The organism is Bacillus sp. JZ109 (assembly GCF_053903135.1).
Window position 1 is genome coordinate 2,508,520 of record NZ_CP096388.1, and the last position, 19,621, is coordinate 2,528,140.

Consider the following 19,621-nt stretch of genomic DNA (forward strand, 5'->3'; position numbering starts at 1 on the left):
AATCAGGTGCTTTTCGCTTTCAGCTTATTCAAATAATCAATCGCATCCTGCATGGTATCAACAGGCACAATCTTCATATTTGAATCAATATCTTTTGCTGTTTTTACTGCGTTCTTATAATCGGAATTGCTGGCGCCGTTTTGATTTGGCGCGAAGAAAATGTCTTTTCCGGCTTTGTCTGCGGCGACGACTTTTTGATCAATGCCGCCGATCGGGCCTACTTTCCCATCAACATCAATGGTACCTGTTCCCGCAATATCGTAGCCTTTTGTTTCGTCTGGTTTTGTCAGCTGATTATAGATTTCAAGGGACATCATTAACCCTGCTGACGGGCCGCCAATATTTTCAATTTCAAAATCAATATCAGGCTCTACCTTCACGTTTCTGTCTGTATAAAGCGAAACTCCGATTCCTGCCCGATCCGGCTCATCAGGAAATTGTTTTAACGTAAGGGTGACACGCTTTTCTTTTTCTTCTCTTTCGATCTTTAACGTGACTTTATCTCCCGCTTTTTTGCTGCTGATATAATCAATTAGCTTTTCAGCAGACTGATAGTTTTTGCCGTCTGCGCTGATGATTTTATCACCGACTTCTATTTTCCCTTTTGCCGGCATGTTTTCTACAACAGAGCTTGCGTATATGCCGTTAAAGGAATAGCTGACTTTTTTTCCTGCCTTTTGATAGGCGGCTATAACCGCATTTTCTTGCGAGCTTTTCATCATTTGGAGCTGTCTTTTCATATACTCCTTATCTGACTCGCCTTCCTCCTTAATGCTCTCATCAGGAACAATTTCATAATAAGGGTGCATCTTTGCCCACACATATGTAAACGGATTAGCCGGTCCCACTTTAACAGTCATTAAGGACAGGCTTCCTTTTTCCGGGTAGCCTCCCTCCACTTTTATCAATGAAGCAAGCTCTGTCGCTTCTCCCGGTTTTGTAATATAGTATGGAAGTTTTATAAATGATAAAACGGCGATCAGTATGAGGATGACGAGCATCCAGCTAAAATGTTTTTTACGTAGCAAATTATGAGCCCTCCCAATTCTCTATTTCTTTTCTTATCTTGCTGATCATTCGGTTTGTCGCCTCTTCGCCTGCCAATATCATTTCTTCAATATTGGCAAACGAGCTTGAGCTGTATGTTTCAAGGGAAGGGCGAATCATGATATCTGCGGCAATTGTTTGATGCCGCACTAATTCATTTTGCAGTATATCCATACTTTGCATAATCACATCAAAAATATGCACTGCTGTTTCAGTTTTTCGAACCCTGGAAACATCCGAAGCGATGATAATATCAGCTCCCATGTCTTTCACAACAGAAACCGGAATTCGATCGACGACCGCGCCGTCTACAAGAAGGCGTCCGTCCAGCCGCTGCGGAATAAAGATACCCGGGATGCTGATGCTGGCCCTCACTGCATCTGACACTGATCCTTTTCGGAACACAATCTTTTCTCCCGTCTGTAGATCACACGCAACAATGCCCAGCGGGATTTGGAGCTCTTCAATCGGTTTTCCGAATGTATAAGCATGCACAAGCTGTCTGACGCGGTCACCTTTTAAAAAACCGAGTTTCGGAACCGTATAATCAGCATAAAGCCTTCGTTTAAAGGCTTTGGCTACTTTTTTCATCGTTGCCACGTCATGTCCGGCGGCGTAAAAACTGCCCACCAAAGCGCCCATGCTGCTTCCTGCAATCATATCCACTTCAATTTGGTGCTTATGTAAACTGGAAAGCACACCGAGATGAGCAAGCCCTCTGGCCCCTCCCGATCCTAACGCTAACCCGATTTTAGGTTTGGCCAAAGCGTTAACCTCCTGCCTGAATTCCCTGTATACCGAATTCTATGGTCTAAACTGAACCCCTATGCTCGTATATTAGTACAAAGAATCAAGAGGACAGGTACTGCTTGGCCGTTTTACATCATACATTATTTTATCATGATATACATGTCATTGGGCATTTTTAGCATCGGGGAGGTAAGAATGAACTTGTCGAAGATTAATACACTTTTGATTGCCTCGTTTTTTCTTTTTTTAACAGCGACTGTCATCTCACATCCACAGGCCTCATTCGAAGCCTCTAAAACCGGGCTGTCTATGTGGTGGGAGGTTGTGTTTCCGTCATTGCTGCCATTTTTTATTCTGTCCGAACTCTTAATCGGCTTTGGTATTGTGCGATTTGTCGGTGTTTTGCTTGAGCCTTTTATGCGGCCGATCTTTCGCGTGCCGGGTGTCGGCGGCTTCGTTCTTGCTATGGGAATGGCATCAGGAAACCCAGCGGGAGCAAAACTCACTGCCCGTCTGCGGCAGGAAAATCAGATTTCAAGAGTAGAGGCAGAACGGCTCGCGTCGTTTACCAATTCTTCAAACCCGCTCTTTATTTTCGGCGCTGTTGCCGTCGGTTTCTTTCAAAACGCATCACTAGGCATTTTATTAGCTTCTGCACACTATTTAGGGAATCTGGCTGTCGGTTTAACAATGCGTTCCTATGGCCGCAAGGAAGAGCAGCAACTCAGAAGAAAGAAAACGATACCTTTCCCTTCAGTCAAAGATGCTTTACACGCTCTTCATACCGCCAGACTTGCAGAAAAACGGCCCTTGGGTAAAATTTTAGGCGACGCCGTGACGTCTTCTGTTCAAACGCTTCTTATGGTAGGCGGCTTTATTATTTTATTTTCTGTCTTCAATCGACTGTTGTCAGTGGTCCAGCTGACTGATGTTTTGTCTGTTTTCACAAAAGGAGCACTGACTTTGTTTCAGCTTCCGACTCAATTGGACATTCCGCTTTTATCAGGGATGTTTGAAATTACATTAGGCAGCAAGCTTGTCAGCGAGACAGATGTTTCTCTTCTGCAAAAAGCCATTATCGTCAGCTTTATTCTCGGGTTTAGCGGCTTTTCCGTACAAGCTCAGGTGGCAGGTATTTTATCGGAAACCGACATTAGATTTAAACCATTCTTTATCGCACGTTTGCTGCAGGGCGTTTATGCCGCTGTCTTCGTCATGCTTTTATGGAAACCTCTTTACACGGCATGGCATGATCCATATCAGTATGTATTTAAATCTCTTAACAGCAGTGACATGCCAACTGCCTTTATAAACGGCTGGAATCTGCTTGTGCAGATCGGACCTACAGTCACACTATGCGCGCTGTTTACGTACATTATCATTTTTTCTTACAGACTGACAAACGGAACAAAAAAAGGATGAGTCAAAACCCTCATCCTTGTCTGAATTTTTGCTGAAGCGCCAGCTCTACTTCCGGCGGTACAAACTCTGATACTGAGCCGTTGTATCTCGCCACTTCTTTTACGATGCTTGAACTTAGAAACGAATATTGATTGTTTGTCATCATAAAAAACGTCTCAATGGATTCATCAAGCACACGGTTTACTGATGTCCCCTGCATCTCGTATTCAAAATCAGATACAGCTCTCAAGCCTCTTAAAATCGCTTTCGCATTTTTTCTTTTTGCATAATCAATTAACAGGCCTTGCGATGTTTCAACTGTTATGTTCGGAATGTCTTTTGTCACTTCTCTCAGAAGCTCACACCGTTCTTCCACACTGAACAAAGGCTTTTTTGAAGAATTATTCAGCACACATACATACACTTGTTCAAAAATATGCGCCCCGCGTTTGATGATGTCCAAATGCCCGTAGGTCACCGGATCAAAACTGCCGGGACAGACAGCTATACTCGCCACCTCACTACCCCCTCTTTTTATAAATCGTCACACCTGTTAACCCATAGGTTTCTTTTCTTGTCATCACAAGATCTCCTACGGTTTCGGGAAGCTCGACCTCTCTGTCATGCTCAGCGACGATAAAGCCGTCTTCTTCCAGCATTTGACATTCGTCAATCATCGTTAAAAGCGCGTTCAGCTTTTGTTCCTTATACGGCGGATCGAGAAAAATTCCGCGAAAGCCGGTTTCTCTTTTAGCAGCAGCGTGCAAAGCACGTTCCGCATCATTGCGGTATACCTGTGCTTGTTTTGTAAGCTCCAGCGTTTTCAAATTAGATTTTACCGTTTGAATCGCTTTAAAATCACGGTCAACGAATATACAATGCTCAAACCCGCGTGAAAGCGCTTCGATTCCAAGTCCTCCGCTCCCTGCGAATAAGTCAAGTCCCATGCCCCCGTCAAAATAAGGGCCGATCATATTGAAAATGGATTCCTTCACTTTATCGGTTGTCGGTCTTGTTGATGTTCCGGGTACAGCCTTTAGTGAACGGCCTTTTTTTGATCCAGAAATTACTCTCATGTTCCACACCACTTTTTCTAAAAGCTATTTTGTTTCTTTATTCGGCCGGACGCCGCTATGTACATAGAAAAAAATCAATCCTATCTTAACATAAAGCATTCTTCCAAACAATGAACGCTAATCTTGATAAACAGGTGTATAAGCAGAATCATCCTTGTCCATACTATAAGCAACAGCATCTAGAGGATGTTGTTGCCAACCGCGGAGAAGACTTACGTTTCCCCATAAGTTCTTCCTCCGGTTTCTCCTCTCCCTTTGCCTTCTCCTTAACATATTAAGGAATAGAAGGACCCCGCAGATGCCTGCGGGGATTTTTTTATAGCTATATGCCGATTTTATAATCGTATTCTTTTGCCTTATCAAGCTTTGACTCGAATTCCAATTTTAAAAACGGTTTATAAGAAGGCTCCACTTTTTTCACAAATGAGTAAGACGCAATCTTGTCCATTGTTTTTTCAATTTGGTCCATATCACAGTACAGTACGACATATTTTAATCGTTTTGATACATAGTGCACATTCCCGAACTTCCTCAGCATTTTGCTCTGCTTTAGGGAGTGCAGATACACAACCATGCCCTGGCGCCTATTCTCCAATACAATCACCTGCCTGTTTTCTCTTATATGTAAAAGACGAGACGGCCAGTCTCGTCAGGACACTTTACATCCGCAGCTTCCGCCTGAACCGCAGCCGCCTCCGCATGAAGACAAACCGTCAAAATAAGGGTTCCCAGTCGGAACTTTCACATGCTCCGAAACAGCTGTCCCAATCTCAACGCTGACCTCATCAAGAATGGACTGGAGCTCATTTTCAGCTCTCTTGAAGTCAGCCACCTTGTCGTTCAGGTCCAGCTCACGTTTGATCTCCCTCATTTTCCGGGATATTTCTCTATAGTCAGGATGATATTTGCCAAAACGCTGTACATCCTCATACTGCTCTTTTATTTTGATAAAAGAACGAATAATCCGACCTGCCTCTTCATCTTCCTGGAGACGCTTGTAACAATTGCGGTAGTTCTCAGCCGTCTCCGACTGCAGAATCATCTCGGCAAGCTGCTGAGCTTCACTTTGAAGCAGCACGGATTCCATCGTCGCATACATAACATGCACCTCCAGTTGTTAGTTTACCATGAAACCAGCCAATTGGAAAATGCTTAACCGCAGCCGCCAACAAAACCTTATGACCGCACGAAAAAAGACCCTTTTTCAGGGTCTTTTAATCTTTTGTCCGCATCGCTTGAAACATTTGCATCATCATTTGCGCCATTTGAATCCCGTTCGTAAACTGATTCACCCGATGCGGAATGGTTTTTTCATAAAAATTCATCATTTCAAGCTGAAAGGAGGACAGATCATCCGGTTTTCTTGAAAGCCTGCGGTACCATATCGGCTGTTCTCTGATGAATCGTTTCCGTTCTTCGTTTGCTAAAATATATTCCTGAACCTCTTTGCGCATATGAGCTCCCCTTTTTTAATCCTTTCGAAAAGAAAAAGGATGCTGTCCAGAACCTGGCTGAGAATGCTTCTGTCCGCTTCCGGAAAATGTATTAAGAAGGCTTTGCAACGATGAGATCGACTGGCTCATTTTATTGATTTGTTCGTTCATTTGATTGACATCCATCTTTTTCACCGCTGTCACCATTTTCGAGACAAAATCATTTTTTTGCGGTGTTTCAGGCACAGCTTCAGCAGCTGCTTCCGGTTCCCGATACGGATCCCAAATCGGGTCGCTCTCCCCGAAGAGGACCCAATTTTCATATACGTCCTGCCAGCTTCTTTGTTCTTTGCGCACTTCTTTTATCAGCTTGGGATGCTTTTTGACGAATTGTTTAAAGTCATTGATTGAATGATTGGCATGTTGATTCGCCACAATCCTCACCCCCTCCGAAAATCGTTACCTACTACAATGTATCGTTTTGTCGGGCATTGTGTTCGCCTATATTCATTCCCAAATGAATTTTTACCGATATCCCTATACACTGGTGAAAAAGCCTGACTGAAGGAATTGGAAACGGCCTTATCTGTAAGCTATCAGCACATTCATTCAGACCAGTTTGTATGGAAATAGAAAAAGCCGGGACCATTCGTCCGCGGCTTTCATTACCATCGTTTAATAAAATTTTGGGTGTAATATTTTCGGTCTACTCCTACTCCAAGATGCGTATAATCTGAATTCAGAAGCGCTTTTCGATGGCCTTCGCTATTCAGCCAGCCTTCTACAGCGGCCGGTCCGTCCACATAATTGTATGCGATATTTTCTCCCGCTTGCTGAAAGTCAACATGCCCTTCTTCTAAGCGGTCTTTCAGCGAGCCGTATTTTTTAGAGACATGGGAGAAATAATTATTTTCCTTCATATCCTCACTATGTCCAAACGCCACCTCCGCCGTTGGCTGATCCCATTCAAGCTTCGCAAGTCCATGTTTAACGCGTATGACATTCGTCAAATCAAGGATTTGCTTTTCGCTCGTTGTTTGGATCTTTTTCCATTTCTCATCTGAAACGGCTTTCGGTTTAATTAATTCCCCGCGGTACACTACCTCATAAGGTCTTTGCTTTACAAAGGTCTGCGCATCAAACGCCCTAATGCTGGATAGCTTCCCCTCAAATTTGTCCATATACAGCTGGACATACATCTTTCCTACCTTTACAGTCGGTCTTGTATTGATATCTTCTTCAGAAAATTCAAACCGATAGGAATTTCCTTTATACTCTACATTCACAAATGGTGCCACCTGGGTGGTCTTGAATACATCGCCAGTTGATTCTCCAATTTTGAAAGGCTTGGCGTTAATATCATTACCCGACGCGAATAATGTGACCACTTTATTGTTTAATACCCCGATTTGGATATATTGATCCTTACCTTGATTGTATACCCACCAATCGTAATCATAAGCCGAAGGGTCAATACGTTCAGGTTCCCCAAGCTTTTTCGTTACTTCATCGGCGGGCTTGCCCATGAAGGACAATAACCCTGAAGTCGGCATATGTATTCGTTTGCCGCTTTGCGCTTCCTCATTCGACACCTGAGGCTCGCTGTCATTTGATTTCTTTTCAGGAACAGATCCATATTGAATAAACAGAACATAAGTTCCGCAGATAATCAAAAGGATAACCATTGCTCTCAATATATTTTTCAATCTATCACCCCCGTGGCGATTCACAATCTCTTGTTTACATCCCATTACAATACAGCCTATTTAACATGTCAAAGATTTATGTGTTAATGAAAAAAGCCTTCTTCTCTATTATCACCTTCGGAAATATCCGATAAGGCGCTGCCGGCACGTTCATTCGTTTGCTCAGATAAAGAAAGATCACCAAGCGTGACAATTCCAGTCAGTTTTTTATTTTTTGTAACTGGTATCCTTCTGAGCTGATGCGATGCCATCAAATGAAGAACCTCATCGACTGAAGCATCTTCCTCCACACTGACAGGTTTTTCAGTCATCGCGTCAGTGATTTTTTGCGAGTTCGGTTTTTTGATGGCGATTCCTCTTAATACGAGATCGCGGTCGGTTACGATGCCGACCAATGTTTCCCCGTCCTCATCAACTACCGGAATCGCTCCTACATTTGCGTCCTTCATCTTTACTGCAGCTTCATATACATTATCTAATACCGTGCAATATTGCAAGTCGGCTGTCATCAGATCTTTTATTTTTGTCATCCGTTTAACCTCCTTTAGTCTAGTGCTATTGTCGTCAAAATTTAATTTTTGCATACTTTCAAAAGAAGAAGATTCATTGAAAGTTTAACGCTTTCATACTATGATTGTCAGGAAAGGTAATTTTTATAAGGAGGGGTCAGTGTTGAAGTTTACTGAAAGCGGACTTGAAGGGGTTAAGGCTGAGCTCAGCTGGCTAGACGACTTAATGGAAAGCAAAGGTCTTATCAGAGCGGGTCAATGGGATTACGAGAGAGTCACCTATGACAAGAAGTTTTCGACGATTGAGGGTACGTTTTACCTGCGGATACAAGGTATTGCGGCAGAAGGCGATGTCGGAAGCGGGCGCGCCGTGATTCAATTAATGTCCCCTCTCCTAGGAAAGCATTATTACCCTCATGGAGTAGAATATGGAGAAACGGAAGAGTTTCCCGTACAGGTTGTGACAAAAAGCAAGGCACTGATTCAGGACATAGCCAACATGTTAAAAACAGTTCAAATGTAACGAAAAGGTACAGCATATTTCGCTGTACCTTTTATGATATCGTCTGCTGAATATACGGCGGCTCCTCCTGCCCGTCCTTTTCCCTTTCTTTCTTCACCCATTGGAAAAAAATAATGGCCAAAAAAGTACCGTACACAATTTCCTGAATGATTTTCATCATGACTGCTCCGAGCTGCTGATCCTCTAACAAAGGCAGTGTATTCAACATCTCTGGCCCTGTTAATGGGACCTGCCCCATCATATCCGCTGGCACACAAAGCCTCATTGCCTCAGCCCATAAAGCCGGATCTGTATAGGTGGCGTATAACGGTGCACCGCTGAACATGATCAAGGCGCAAGCAGGTGTGAGCAGCATACCGTCCGCCATAATATAACCCAGCTTCATCAAGCCGCTGAGCTGCCGTAGACGCTCAACCTTATGAACAAGCGGCCACCACATGAAGAACGCAAGCACAAAGATAAGCCAAGTGATTAATGTATGGTAAAACGGATCCGTTTTGACAGTATCAAATATAAGCGGTACATGATATAAAGAAAAAATGCCGTTAAACAAAAGCAAAGCAATTAAAGGCGTCGTAAAAAAGGAAAAAAACGGTTTGATTGAAGGCCTGAAAATGATTTTTTCCCAGAGCCATGCAGGAATTCCCGCGATTAACAGCGGCGGGACAACCAAATACAGGACGGCCATCTGCACCATATGTGCGCTGAACATAATATGTCCGAGCAGATCAACCGGGCTTCCCTCGGCTGCATATAAAAACAGCATCGCCGACAGAAAGCATACCATCTCTTTACCAGTTATTCGATTTGGCTTTGAAGACATTCGCCTGTAAAAATAGAGATAAAGCGCCGTAATGCCTAACAGGATACAAAAAAGATAAGGGCTCCACATCGCGCGAAACCCAAATATCTCCAACTGATTCATTTCTTCACCTCCGGCGGCTGTTCAAATTACCACCATATAATTGTCACAAACGCAAGCACAGTGATAAACGCGACAAACACCCCTGAATACAAAAACAGTGCCGGCGCCTCATGCCCTTTCTGATTCATATGCATGAAATAATACAGCTGAAAGATGACTTGAATTGCAGCTAGCAAAATAATGAAAGGAATCGTAAACCAGCTGCCGACACCGTCCGTGGCCACAGTCAGAAATGCAACAATCGTAAGACCGATCATTAAACCAAAAGACAGGACTTGATATTTCATCTCTCGGGCATGCTTTTTTTTCTTAAATTCAAGGTCGCTATTGATATGCCCTCTGCTTTTTTTATCGACCATGTTTATCCCACCATCCCCATTAAATATACAACGGTAAAGATGAAGACCCACACGACATCAATAAAGTGCCAATAAAGGCTGGCAACGTAAAACTTAGGCGCCGTATACAGATTCAGCCCTCTCTTGGCATTGCGGATCATAAGCGTGCTGATCCACAAAAGCCCAAATGCCACGTGGGCGCCGTGTGTACCGACAAGCGTGTAAAACGCAGAACCAAGGGCAGAGCTTGTGATGGTAAAGCCAAATTCATGGGTGTAATGCTTGAACTCATAGATTTCCAGTCCTAAAAAGCCCGCCCCCAATAAAATCGTAATTCCCAGCCAAAGCTGCATCTTGCCGAAGGAAAAGTTCTTCATGTGGTACATCGCGTACACACTCGTTAAACTGCTCGTTAATAGAAGCATTGTGGCAATGAATACAAGTGTCACATCGAACATTTCCGTCGTAGGCGGATCACCGGCATTTGAATTCCGAAGCGCAAGAAACGTGGCGAAGAGAGACGCAAACAGAACAGTCTCTCCGCCAAGAAAAAGCCAAAAGCCTAAAAATTTATTTTTCCCTTCCAGGGTTACTTTTTCAGGAGAAGCTGGAAAGGTTTCTGCGGTGAATTTTTCTTGAACTTGCATTATGCCTTCACCCCTTTATCATCGTTCGGCAGTTCCTCTTTATGAATATGATAGCCGTGATCATCAATTACTGAACGAAGCAGCATCGTAATAAATGTGATGCCGAGCCCGATAAAGATCACCGGCAGGCCCCAAGCGTAATCACTTCTGTACAGCAGCCCGAACGCTGCGACAAAAAGGCCGAAGGAAATGACGAGCGGCAGGATTGAGCCGTTTGGCATATGAATATCATCAACCGGTTCCGCCGGCGTCATTGATTCGTGCCCTGCCTGCTTCTCAATCCAAAATGGATCAAGTCCTCTGACAAAAGGAAGCTGTTTAAAGTTATACTCCGGCGGCGGTGAAGAAACGGTCCATTCCAGCGTACGTCCGTCATGCCATGGATCAGCACCTACATATTCACCTTTTACCGATGTCCATATGACATTGACCAGCAGAAGAATAACAGCTGCCGCCATAAAAAACGCCCCGATTGTACTGATCAAGTTGCCGGTTTCCAGACCCTGTCCTGGCAAAAACGTATAAACCCGGCGCGGCATCCCCATTAAGCCGACAAAATGCTGAATGAAAAACGTGAGGTGAAAGCCGATAAAAAACAATACAAATGAAATTTTCCCCATCGTTTCATGCAGAATTTTACCGAACATTTTCGGCCACCAGAAATGAACACCGGCTAAAAGGCCGAATACAACGCCGCCAATAATGACGTAGTGGAAGTGCGCAACCACAAAATACGTATCATGGAACTGATAATCAGCCGCAGCAGCTGCCAGCATGACTCCCGTCACACCGCCGAGCACAAAGGATGGAATAAATGAGACAGCATACAGCATAGCGGTTGTATACTTCACATTTCCTCCCCAAATCGTCAACAGCCAGTTAAAAATCTTAATCCCGGTCGGAATCGCGATAGCCATTGTTGCAACCGCAAAAATCGCATTTGCAATCGGGCCGAGACCAGTCGTGAACATGTGGTGCACCCAAACCATAAAGCCCAGAAAGCCGATGAGCACGATTGCAAAAACCATTGAAGAATAGCCAAACAAACGCTTTCTGGCGAACACAGGGATGACCTCAGAAAAAATACCAAATGCAGGCAAAATTAGGATATAAACCTCCGGGTGGCCGAAGATCCAAAATAAATGTTCCCAAATGACCGTATTTCCGCCAAGCTCCGGATTAAAGAAATTGGTTCCGAACAGCCGATCCAGCATCATGAGAGCCAATCCAACCGTAAGCGGCGGAAACGCGAACAAAATCAATGCCGAGGCCACAAATGTCGTCCATGTAAACAAAGGCAGCCTCATATACGTCATGCCCGGAGCCCTCATGTTGATAATCGTGGCCAAAAAGTTAATCCCGGCTATCAGCGTCCCGAGCCCCGATATTTGGAGTCCGAGGACGAAAAAGTCTATGCCGTGCCCTTTAGAATGAAGCGAAAGTGAGGCATATGACGTCCAGCCCGCATCTGGCGCTCCGCCCAAAAACCAGCTTAGATTTAAGAAAATGCCCCCGAAAAAGAAGAGCCAAAAACCAAGCGCGTTTAAAAATGGAAACGAAACGTCCCGAGCCCCGATCTGCAAAGGCACAACCGCATTCATCAAGGCAAATAAGAGCGGCATCGCAGCCAGAAAGATCATCGTCGTTCCGTGCATAGTCATTACTTCATTGTACGCTTGAGCACTGAGAAACGCATTTTCCGGCTTTGCAAGCTGAATTCTGATAAACATCGCTTCAATTCCCCCGACAAGAAAGAAGAATCCCCCTGCTACTAAATAAAGAATCGCGATTTTTTTATGGTCCACCGTCGTCAAATAATCCCAAAGCATAGATCCGCGCGTCCGCTTTTCTGTAAGCGCATTCAACATATGTGACCTCCCCCAATATCTCCCTTTCTTCCCTACTTGCTTTCCGCTTTTAAGCCTTTTAAGTATTCATAAAGCGCATCTGTTTCGCTGTCTGAGAGCTTTGGATATGTGCCTGTCATTTTGTTCCCCGGCTTTATGCTGTCAGGGTCCTTCAGCCAAGCCTTCACATTTTCTTTGTTGGCCTCTTTCACCCCTGCCACTTTTGTCCTTTCACCGAAGGTCGCCAAGTTAGGTGCCGTTCTAGCGGCTTCTGCACGCTTATCATTCGGCTCTACCGCATGGCAGCTCAGGCAGTTTTTCTCTTTAAACAGTTCTTCACCCTGCTTAGCCAAATCGCTCTCTGCTGTAGATTTATAGTTTTTCATTTCTTTTGTCCAGCCCTGAAATTCCTTTGCAGACATCGTCTTCACCTTAAAATCCATCAGGGCATGTGAAGGGCCGCAAAGCTCTGCACACTTCCCAAAAAACATATCTCCTGCCTCTTTGCTTCGTTTTGAATCAAATGTCAGGAAGAACTTATTTTCATTATCCGTATTCGTATCAAGTTTTCCTCCAACTGAAGGAATCCAGAAGGAATGTTTTACATCAGAGGCTTTTAAATTAAAATATACACGCTGATCTGTCGGTACAATCAGCTCCTGGCTTGTGATAATGCCGTAATCAGGGTACTCAAACTCCCACCAGTATAAATTTGCCCTAACATTGACTACAAGAGCATCCTCAGCTTTGCGGCCTTTCTTATCCATTGGTGATGTGTCCGCTAGCTCCAGCGTATATAATACAACAGGAATCACAAGAATAATGAGCAGCAAAATCGGGATCACGGTCCATGTGATTTCTAAAAATTTATTCCCCTCTACCTGTTTCGGTATCGTGTTCTCACCGACCCGTGATCTTCTGAATCTCACAATCACATAAAAGAAGATAACAGATACTACTGCAACAACAACCACCATAATCAATGTGCTGAGCACTGTCAGGTCATACTGTTTATCAGCCACCTCGCCAGCAGGCTTGAGCGTGGATAAAAAAGGTTTTCCACATCCGCTTAATAGAAGCGGCACTAAGGCTAATAATAAAATAAGACGCCAATGCTTTACCATTTCACCCAACCCCTTTTCTGGTCAATACAAAGGCGGAAAGCGGATCGAAATCTATCGCCATCCAACCTATCACCAATAAAGCACTTACATTTCCTCTTCTCTTAAATTATGAGTTTTTTTACTCAAAATGCCATCTATGTATAAAAGTAAAGCCGCCTGATTAAACAAGAGGTCAAGGCGGCATTTACTAGTTGTCATCGTTTATTTTGAAGCGATAAAACAAGCATCATATCTATTTTTTAGAAAAGCGTCAAGACAACCATGGCAACGAAATAGATTGTCATGTAGTTAAGCGAGTAAACGAACATCTGCGTTGCCCACTTCATGATATTCTTGGAGCGGAATCCCATTAAGCCAAGAATCAGCCAGCCGATATTTAACAGCAAGCCGAGAATGACAATCGGAAGACCCAGGCTACCAAGGAAAAACGGAAGCGGCATCAGGCACGCAACCCACACAATAATTTGTCTTTTTGTCACTTCAAAACCATATACGACAGGAAGCATCGGAATATTTGCAGCTCTGTAATCCTCAGTTTTCTTGATAGCCAATGCTAAGAAGTGAGGAATCTGCCAAATAAATAAAATCATGAATAACACCCATGCTACGACACCGATATTCCCTTCCACTGCCGTCCATCCAATAAGCGGCGGCACTGCACCGGAAACGCTTCCTACTACTGTGTTAATCGTATAGCGGCGTTTCGTCCACATTGTGTACAATACAACATACGTAAAGACTCCGATAAAACCGATAACAGCAGCCATGACAGTTGTCATCAGCAGCATGATCAATCCTAAAGCAACCAGCAAAATTCCAGACCATAACGCCTGACTCGGCTGAATTTTACCCGTAACCGTCGGTCTTACTTTCGTACGCTCCATAAGATGGTCAATGTCCCGGTCATACCAGTTATTGATCGCACAGGAGCCCGCAATAATCAGTGAAGACCCGATTAACGTAAGAAGAACGGTGTTTATATTGCCTAAAAAACTTAAACCGGAAATATGCAGTGCAAGCCACATTCCAGTGAAAGTCGTGATGAGGTTAGAATTGACGATCCCTATTTTAATAAGGGACAGAAAATCTTTCCATGCCGTTGTTTCTTCAATTTGTCCGTCTATAGCTGTATCATTTAAGATTCTGGAGTTAGCCATAACGTAAACCTCCCTTACAAACCTAACGCAGGAGAATAAAATAACCTGCAACTCTATCATACAAGATAACATCTTGTAAAAAAACATCCTATTAAATATTAAACGACAAACAGGAATTTATTTGTGAACTTTTTATGAATTTTACCAAAGATGAAGGCAATCTCCAAATCGGCATTACGTTTACCTTATTTCTATCAGACCCGGCATGAATAATCAAGTGTACATTTTCCAGAAGCCGTCATTCTATTATATTTTTGTGAACAAAAGGCTCTGGGAATTGCCACAAAACACATATTCGCTTACACTTGGAACGTATATAAAATTGCAGCAGTATGTTGAGAAGGTGAATATTGTATGAATAAAGCATTAAAAGCTCTCGGTGTTCTGACGACATTTGTCATGCTAATTGTTTTAATCGGGGGTGCCCTCGTTACAAAAACAGGTTCCGGCCAAGGATGCGGCAGACAGTGGCCGCTGTGTCACGGCCGTTTTTTCCCTGAACTGAATCCGGCTTCAATTATTGAATGGAGCCACCGATTCGCAAGCGGAATCTCTATTGTCCTTGTGCTAAGCCTTGCGTTTTGGTCATGGAGAAAAATCACGCCGATTTTCCGTGAAACAACGTTTCTCGCGATCATGTCAATTATCTTTTTATTTCTTCAGGCATTGCTTGGCGCATTGGCTGTCGTATTCGGTTCGAACGCGCTGATTATGGCGCTTCACTTCGGCATCTCATTAATTTCTTTTGCTTCAGTGCTTATTTTGACATTGCTCATATTTGAAGCTGATAAATCAGTCAGAACACTGGTTAAGCCGCTTCAAATCGGCAAAAAGATGCAATTTCACATGATAGGAATTTTAATATATTCCTATATCGTTGTGTATACAGGCGCATATGTAAGACACACTGAATCAAGTCTGGCATGTCCTGATGTGCCGCTGTGCAGCCCGCTGAACAATGGACTTCCGACCCAATTCCATGAATGGGTGCAAATGGGCCACAGAGCAGCAGCCTTACTGTTATTTGTATGGATTATTGTTGCCGCTGTTCATGCTATTATCTCCTATAAAGATCAAAAACAGATCTTTTGGGGATGGATCTCATGTCTTATTTTCATTACATTACAGGCACTGTCCGGGATTATGATCGTATACTCTGAACTGGCTCTGGGCTTTGCACTTGCCCACTCGTTCTTTATTGCCTGTCTGTTTGGCGTTCTATGCTACTTCTTATTATTGATTGCTCGTTTCCGTTACGAATCCAGGCAATCATAAGGACTCAAGACCAAAGCCTTAGGCGGCTTTGGTCTTTTTTCATGTCTTGTTTTGGCGCTTTATTGTTTCAATGGCCAGCCTTCGCTGAACTTGATGATCAGTGAGCGGCTCACTTAAGGCTGTCTCCTTTCTCATCGTGATTATAGAAATTTCATATGCATCTATAGCCCGCGAACATAAGTATTAATCATTTTGGCCATTGGAAAATCAGATAGTGCTTATAGAAATATGCATGGACTACTACAAAGCATCTAAAAAATTGGTGGTATATAAGCCTCTTTTTATTTTGGACTTGTGACAGTACTGTATAATCTCTGAAGTCCCCTTATATCTCTTCTAACCATCTGTTTCACTCCACATTTTCTATAAAAAAAACAAGAGTGTATATCATTGATATACACTCTTGTTTTTTTATGCTTTTTCAATTTCGAGAAGCAGATCTCCCGTTTGGATCGGTTCGCCATTTTTCACATGAACCTGCTTGATTGTTCCTGAGAAAGGCGCCTGAACCGTTGTTTCCATTTTCATCGCTTCATTAATCATCAAATGATCACCTTTATTGACTTTTGTGCCTGCTTCAGCCAATACCTTAATAACTGTTCCAGGCATGGAAGCTGCGATGTGGCTTGGATTTGTCCGGTCTGCTTTCAGCCTTTCCTGAACGGAAGACTTAATGCTTTCATCTTTAATGACTACTTCACGCGGCTGCCCGTTGAGTTCGAAATAAACGACGCGGGTGGCATCAGGCTGAGGCTCACCGATTGAAATCAGCTTAACGATCAGCGTTTTGCCGCGCTCAATTTCAACTTCTATCTCTTCACCTAATGTCATACCGTAGAAGAATGTCGGTGTATCTAATACCGAGATGTCTCCATAGCTTTCTGTCGTTTTCACATAATCAGTGAAGACTTTAGGATAAAGGGCATATGCCACAGCATCCTGATCTGAAATTTCCAAGTTATGCTGCTCTTTAAATTCCTGTTTGATCGCTTCAAATGACACCGGCTCAAGCAGTTCGCCCGGTCTGACTGTAATCGGCTCCTGTCCTTTTAAGATCAGCTTTTGCAGTTTTTCCGGGAATCCGCCATGAGGCTGGCCGATATTTCCTTTAAAAAGCTCCACGACAGAATCAGGGAAATCTAAAGATTCACCTTTTTCGTAAACGTCTTTTTCAGTCAGATTGTTTTGCACCATGTAGAGTGCCATATCTCCGACTACTTTTGAGGAAGGCGTTACCTTGACGATGTCACCGAACATATCGTTCACGCGTCTGTACATTTCCTTGACTTCGTTCCAGCGGTCGCCAAGGCCTACTCCCTTGGCTTGCTGCTGCAGGTTGCTGTATTGGCCCCCTGGCATTTCGTGTTCATAAATTTCAGTATGCGGAGACTTCATTCCGCTTTCAAATTCACTATAATATTTACGCACCGACTCCCAATATTGGGACAGCAATTCAACGCCTTGGACATTCATTTCCGGACGGCGGTCGTTGCCTTCCATCGCATGATAAAATCCGCTCGCGCTAGGCTGTGACGTTAATCCCGCCATTGAGCTGACCGCCACGTCTATGATATCAACGCCGGCTTCAACAGCTTTCGCATACATATAAATACCGTTTCCGCTCGTATCATGCGTATGAAGGTGAACCGGAATGTCGATCGTATCTTTCAACGCAGAAACGAGCTCATATGCAGCCTGCGGTTTTAACAGCCCTGCCATATCTTTAATCCCGAGAATATGGGCTCCGGCCGCCTCAAGCTCCTTCGCCATCGATGTATAATATGCAAGGTCGTACTTCGTCCGGTTCTTGTCAAGGATATCTCCCGTATAACAAATCGCAGCTTCTGCCACTTTGCCGGTATCCCTAACAGCATCAATGGCTAACGTCATCCCTTTTACCCAGTTTAAGCTGTCGAAAATACGAAACACATCAATACCGGATTGAGCTGATTGCTTCACAAATTCTTTAATCACATTGTCCGGATAATTCGTATAGCCGACCGCATTTGATGAGCGTAGCAGCATCTGGAATAAGGTATTCGGCACTTCTTTGCGAAGATCTTCCAAACGCTTCCACGGATCTTCTTTCAGGAATCGGTAGGCTACATCGAAGGTCGCGCCTCCCCACATTTCCATACTGAATAGTTCAGGCCATAACGCAGCCGTCGGATTTGCGATTTTTTTCAAATCATGCGATCTGATTCTAGTTGCCAATAACGATTGGTGGGCATCCCTGAATGTCGTATCAGTTAAAAGGACAGATTTCTGCTCCTTAACCCAATTTGCAAGCCCTTCTGCGCCTTTTTCATCGAGAATTTGCTTTGTTCCTCTGGCAGGCTGCTGATCAACGTCTACTTTTACGCTTAACGGTTTGTCAAACGCCGGTTTTTCTTTTTTCCCGATTCCGGGGAAACCGTTTACTGTCACATTGCCGATGTAAGTGAGCATTTTCGTTCCGCGGTCTTTTTGTTTAGGGAAATTAAATAATTCAGGCGTTGTATCAATGAAAGATGTATCATATTGCCCTGTCAGGAACTTCTCATGTTTTGCAACGTTCTCAAGGAATGGAATGTTCGTTTTTATGCCTCTGATTCTAAACTCCTGAAGGTTTCGCACCATTTTGGCAGCTGCCTGTTCAAACGTTAAAGCCCAAGTTGAAAGCTTAACGAGAAGTGAATCATAGTAAGGTGTGATCACGGCGCCCTGGAAGCTGTTTCCGGTATCAAGACGGACACCAAAACCGCCGCCTGAGCGGTAAGCCATGATTTTTCCTGTATCAGGCATGAAATCATTTTGCGGATCCTCAGTCGTAACCCGTGACTGAATGGCATAGCCGATTGTAAAAATGTCCTTTTGCTCAGGAATATTTACTTTTTTGCTGTGAAGGCTGTGCCCTTGGGCAACAAGGATCTGAGTTTGAACAATATCGACACCAGTAATCATTTCTGTTATCGTGTGTTCAACTTGTACGCGAGGGTTTACTTCAATAAAGTAGAACTCGTTGTTTGCAACAAGGAATTCGACCGTCCCCGCATTTATATAGTTTACATTTTTGGCAAGCGCAACTGCCGCCTCACAAATTTGGTCCCTTAATTCAGGTGACAGCGAGACACTCGGCGCCACTTCAATGACTTTTTGATGGCGTCTTTGAACGGAGCAATCCCTCTCAAAAAGATGGACGACATTTCCCTGCTTGTCTCCAATGACCTGAACCTCAATATGTTTCGGATTCTCAATTAATTTTTCTACATAAACTTCATCATTGCCAAAGGCTGCTTTCGCCTCTGATTTAGCACGCTCATATGCTTCTTTAACTTCACTTTCAGATCTGACAATCCGCATACCACGGCCGCCGCCGCCAAGCGAGGCTTTAATGATGATCGGATAACCGTTAGCTTGTCCAAATTGTTCGACGGCTTCAAGCGTTTCGGCAGGACCGTCGCTTCCCGGAATCACGGGGATTCCCGCTTTTTCTGCCTGCTCACGCGCTTTTACCTTGTCACCAAACATATCGAGATGCTCGGATTTTGGACCAATGAATACGATGCCTTCTTCTTCACATCGTCTCGCAAAATGAATATTTTCAGATAAGAAACCGTATCCCGGATGAATTGCATCGACTTTGTTTCTTTTCGCAATATCAATGATACCTTCAATATCCAGGTAAGCATCAATCGGTTTTTTCCCTTCACCGACCAAGTATGCTTCATCCGCTTTGTACCGATGGTAGGAACCGGAATCTTCTTTTGAATAGACCGCAACTGTTCGAATATTCAACTCGGTACACGCCCGGAATATTCGGATTGCAATTTCTCCCCTGTTTGCTACTAATACTTTTTGTATCGATTGCTGAGACAAACTTT

General features: G+C 43.8%; 20 protein-coding genes. 3 read left to right on the forward strand and 17 right to left on the reverse strand.

Annotation, left to right across the window (positions count from 1 at the left end; all coding sequences use genetic code 11):
• Positions 1–2: 2 nt before the first annotated feature.
• A complete protein-coding gene (gene ddcP / locus M1D94_RS13170) occupies positions 3–1,028 on the reverse strand; it encodes a protease DdcP (protein ID WP_003245451.1) in 1,026 nt (341 codons plus the stop codon).
• Position 1,029: 1 nt separating this feature from the next.
• Positions 1,030–1,812 (reverse strand): patatin family protein, encoded by a 783-nt coding sequence (locus M1D94_RS13175; protein WP_064671351.1) that lies wholly within the window; start codon positions 1,810–1,812, stop codon positions 1,030–1,032.
• 180 nt (positions 1,813–1,992) lie between these two features.
• Here M1D94_RS13175 and spoVV point away from each other — a divergent pair, with 180 nt between their 5' ends.
• Complete coding sequence (gene spoVV, locus M1D94_RS13180; RefSeq protein WP_227057438.1) at positions 1,993–3,219, forward strand: dipicolinic acid transporter SpoVV; 1,227 nt, start codon at positions 1,993–1,995, stop codon at positions 3,217–3,219.
• Between the two features lie 10 nt (positions 3,220–3,229).
• Here the strand turns inward: spoVV and coaD are convergent, their stop codons facing one another.
• The 8 genes from coaD to M1D94_RS13220 all read right to left on the reverse strand — a co-directional run bounded on the left by coaD (position 3,230) and on the right by M1D94_RS13220 (position 7,943).
• Positions 3,230–3,715 carry a pantetheine-phosphate adenylyltransferase gene (coaD, locus tag M1D94_RS13185; RefSeq protein WP_003245283.1) on the reverse strand — a complete coding sequence of 162 codons (486 nt, stop codon included), beginning with the start codon at positions 3,713–3,715 and terminating at the stop codon, positions 3,230–3,232.
• A gap of 4 nt (positions 3,716–3,719) precedes the next feature.
• A complete protein-coding gene (gene rsmD / locus M1D94_RS13190; protein ID WP_124073195.1) occupies positions 3,720–4,274 on the reverse strand; it encodes a 16S rRNA (guanine(966)-N(2))-methyltransferase RsmD in 555 nt (184 codons plus the stop codon).
• Between the two features lie 322 nt (positions 4,275–4,596).
• Entirely contained in the window at positions 4,597–4,869 is a 273-nt protein-coding gene (locus tag M1D94_RS13195; protein WP_009967171.1) for a YlbG family protein, read from the reverse strand.
• 54 nt (positions 4,870–4,923) lie between these two features.
• Positions 4,924–5,373, reverse strand: a complete 450-nt coding sequence (ricF, locus tag M1D94_RS13200; protein WP_456270260.1) for a regulatory iron-sulfur-containing complex subunit RicF — start codon at positions 5,371–5,373, stop codon at positions 4,924–4,926.
• 115 nt (positions 5,374–5,488) lie between these two features.
• Entirely contained in the window at positions 5,489–5,728 is a 240-nt protein-coding gene (locus M1D94_RS13205; protein WP_003232231.1) for a YlbE-like family protein, read from the reverse strand.
• A 15-nt stretch (positions 5,729–5,743) separates the two neighbouring features.
• Complete coding sequence (gene ylbD, locus M1D94_RS13210; protein WP_032725642.1) at positions 5,744–6,142, reverse strand: YlbD family protein; 399 nt, start codon at positions 6,140–6,142, stop codon at positions 5,744–5,746.
• 230 nt (positions 6,143–6,372) lie between these two features.
• Positions 6,373–7,413, reverse strand: coding sequence for a CAP domain-containing protein (locus M1D94_RS13215; protein WP_041850862.1), 1,041 nt, complete (start codon positions 7,411–7,413; stop codon positions 6,373–6,375).
• Positions 7,414–7,496: 83 nt separating this feature from the next.
• Positions 7,497–7,943: a CBS domain-containing protein gene (locus M1D94_RS13220; RefSeq protein WP_003221362.1), complete on the reverse strand. Its 447-nt coding sequence runs from the start codon at positions 7,941–7,943 to the stop codon at positions 7,497–7,499.
• 139 nt (positions 7,944–8,082) lie between these two features.
• Between M1D94_RS13220 and M1D94_RS13225 the strand changes: the two genes are divergently transcribed.
• Positions 8,083–8,445: a YugN family protein gene (locus M1D94_RS13225; protein ID WP_003232238.1), complete on the forward strand. Its 363-nt coding sequence runs from the start codon at positions 8,083–8,085 to the stop codon at positions 8,443–8,445.
• Positions 8,446–8,476: 31 nt separating this feature from the next.
• Here M1D94_RS13225 and ctaG read toward each other — a convergent pair whose 3' ends face one another.
• The 6 genes from ctaG to cyoE form a co-directional block, all read right to left on the reverse strand.
• Positions 8,477–9,370: a cytochrome c oxidase assembly factor CtaG gene (gene ctaG, locus M1D94_RS13230; RefSeq protein ID WP_015715837.1), complete on the reverse strand. Its 894-nt coding sequence runs from the start codon at positions 9,368–9,370 to the stop codon at positions 8,477–8,479.
• A gap of 26 nt (positions 9,371–9,396) precedes the next feature.
• Positions 9,397–9,729 (reverse strand): cytochrome c oxidase subunit IVB, encoded by a 333-nt coding sequence (ctaF, locus tag M1D94_RS13235; protein ID WP_003232242.1) that lies wholly within the window; start codon positions 9,727–9,729, stop codon positions 9,397–9,399.
• A gap of 2 nt (positions 9,730–9,731) precedes the next feature.
• Complete coding sequence (gene ctaE, locus M1D94_RS13240; RefSeq protein WP_038828405.1) at positions 9,732–10,355, reverse strand: cytochrome c oxidase subunit III; 624 nt, start codon at positions 10,353–10,355, stop codon at positions 9,732–9,734.
• Positions 10,355–12,223, reverse strand: coding sequence for a cytochrome c oxidase subunit I (ctaD, locus tag M1D94_RS13245; protein ID WP_021479350.1), 1,869 nt, complete (start codon positions 12,221–12,223; stop codon positions 10,355–10,357). Before ctaD ends, ctaE begins: the two co-directional genes overlap by 1 nt.
• A gap of 32 nt (positions 12,224–12,255) precedes the next feature.
• Complete coding sequence (coxB, locus tag M1D94_RS13250) at positions 12,256–13,326, reverse strand: cytochrome c oxidase subunit II (protein ID WP_014663859.1); 1,071 nt, start codon at positions 13,324–13,326, stop codon at positions 12,256–12,258.
• 239 nt (positions 13,327–13,565) lie between these two features.
• Positions 13,566–14,483, reverse strand: coding sequence for a heme o synthase (gene cyoE / locus M1D94_RS13255; protein ID WP_003232250.1), 918 nt, complete (start codon positions 14,481–14,483; stop codon positions 13,566–13,568).
• 354 nt (positions 14,484–14,837) lie between these two features.
• Here cyoE and ctaA point away from each other — a divergent pair, with 354 nt between their 5' ends.
• Positions 14,838–15,758 (forward strand): heme A synthase CtaA, encoded by a 921-nt coding sequence (gene ctaA, locus M1D94_RS13260; protein ID WP_021479351.1) that lies wholly within the window; start codon positions 14,838–14,840, stop codon positions 15,756–15,758.
• Positions 15,759–16,169: 411 nt separating this feature from the next.
• On the opposite strand, the gene pyc is transcribed toward ctaA, so the two are convergent.
• Positions 16,170–19,616 carry a pyruvate carboxylase gene (gene pyc / locus M1D94_RS13265; RefSeq protein WP_424935192.1) on the reverse strand — a complete coding sequence of 1,149 codons (3,447 nt, stop codon included), beginning with the start codon at positions 19,614–19,616 and terminating at the stop codon, positions 16,170–16,172.
• Between the last annotated feature and the right edge of the window lie 5 nt (positions 19,617–19,621).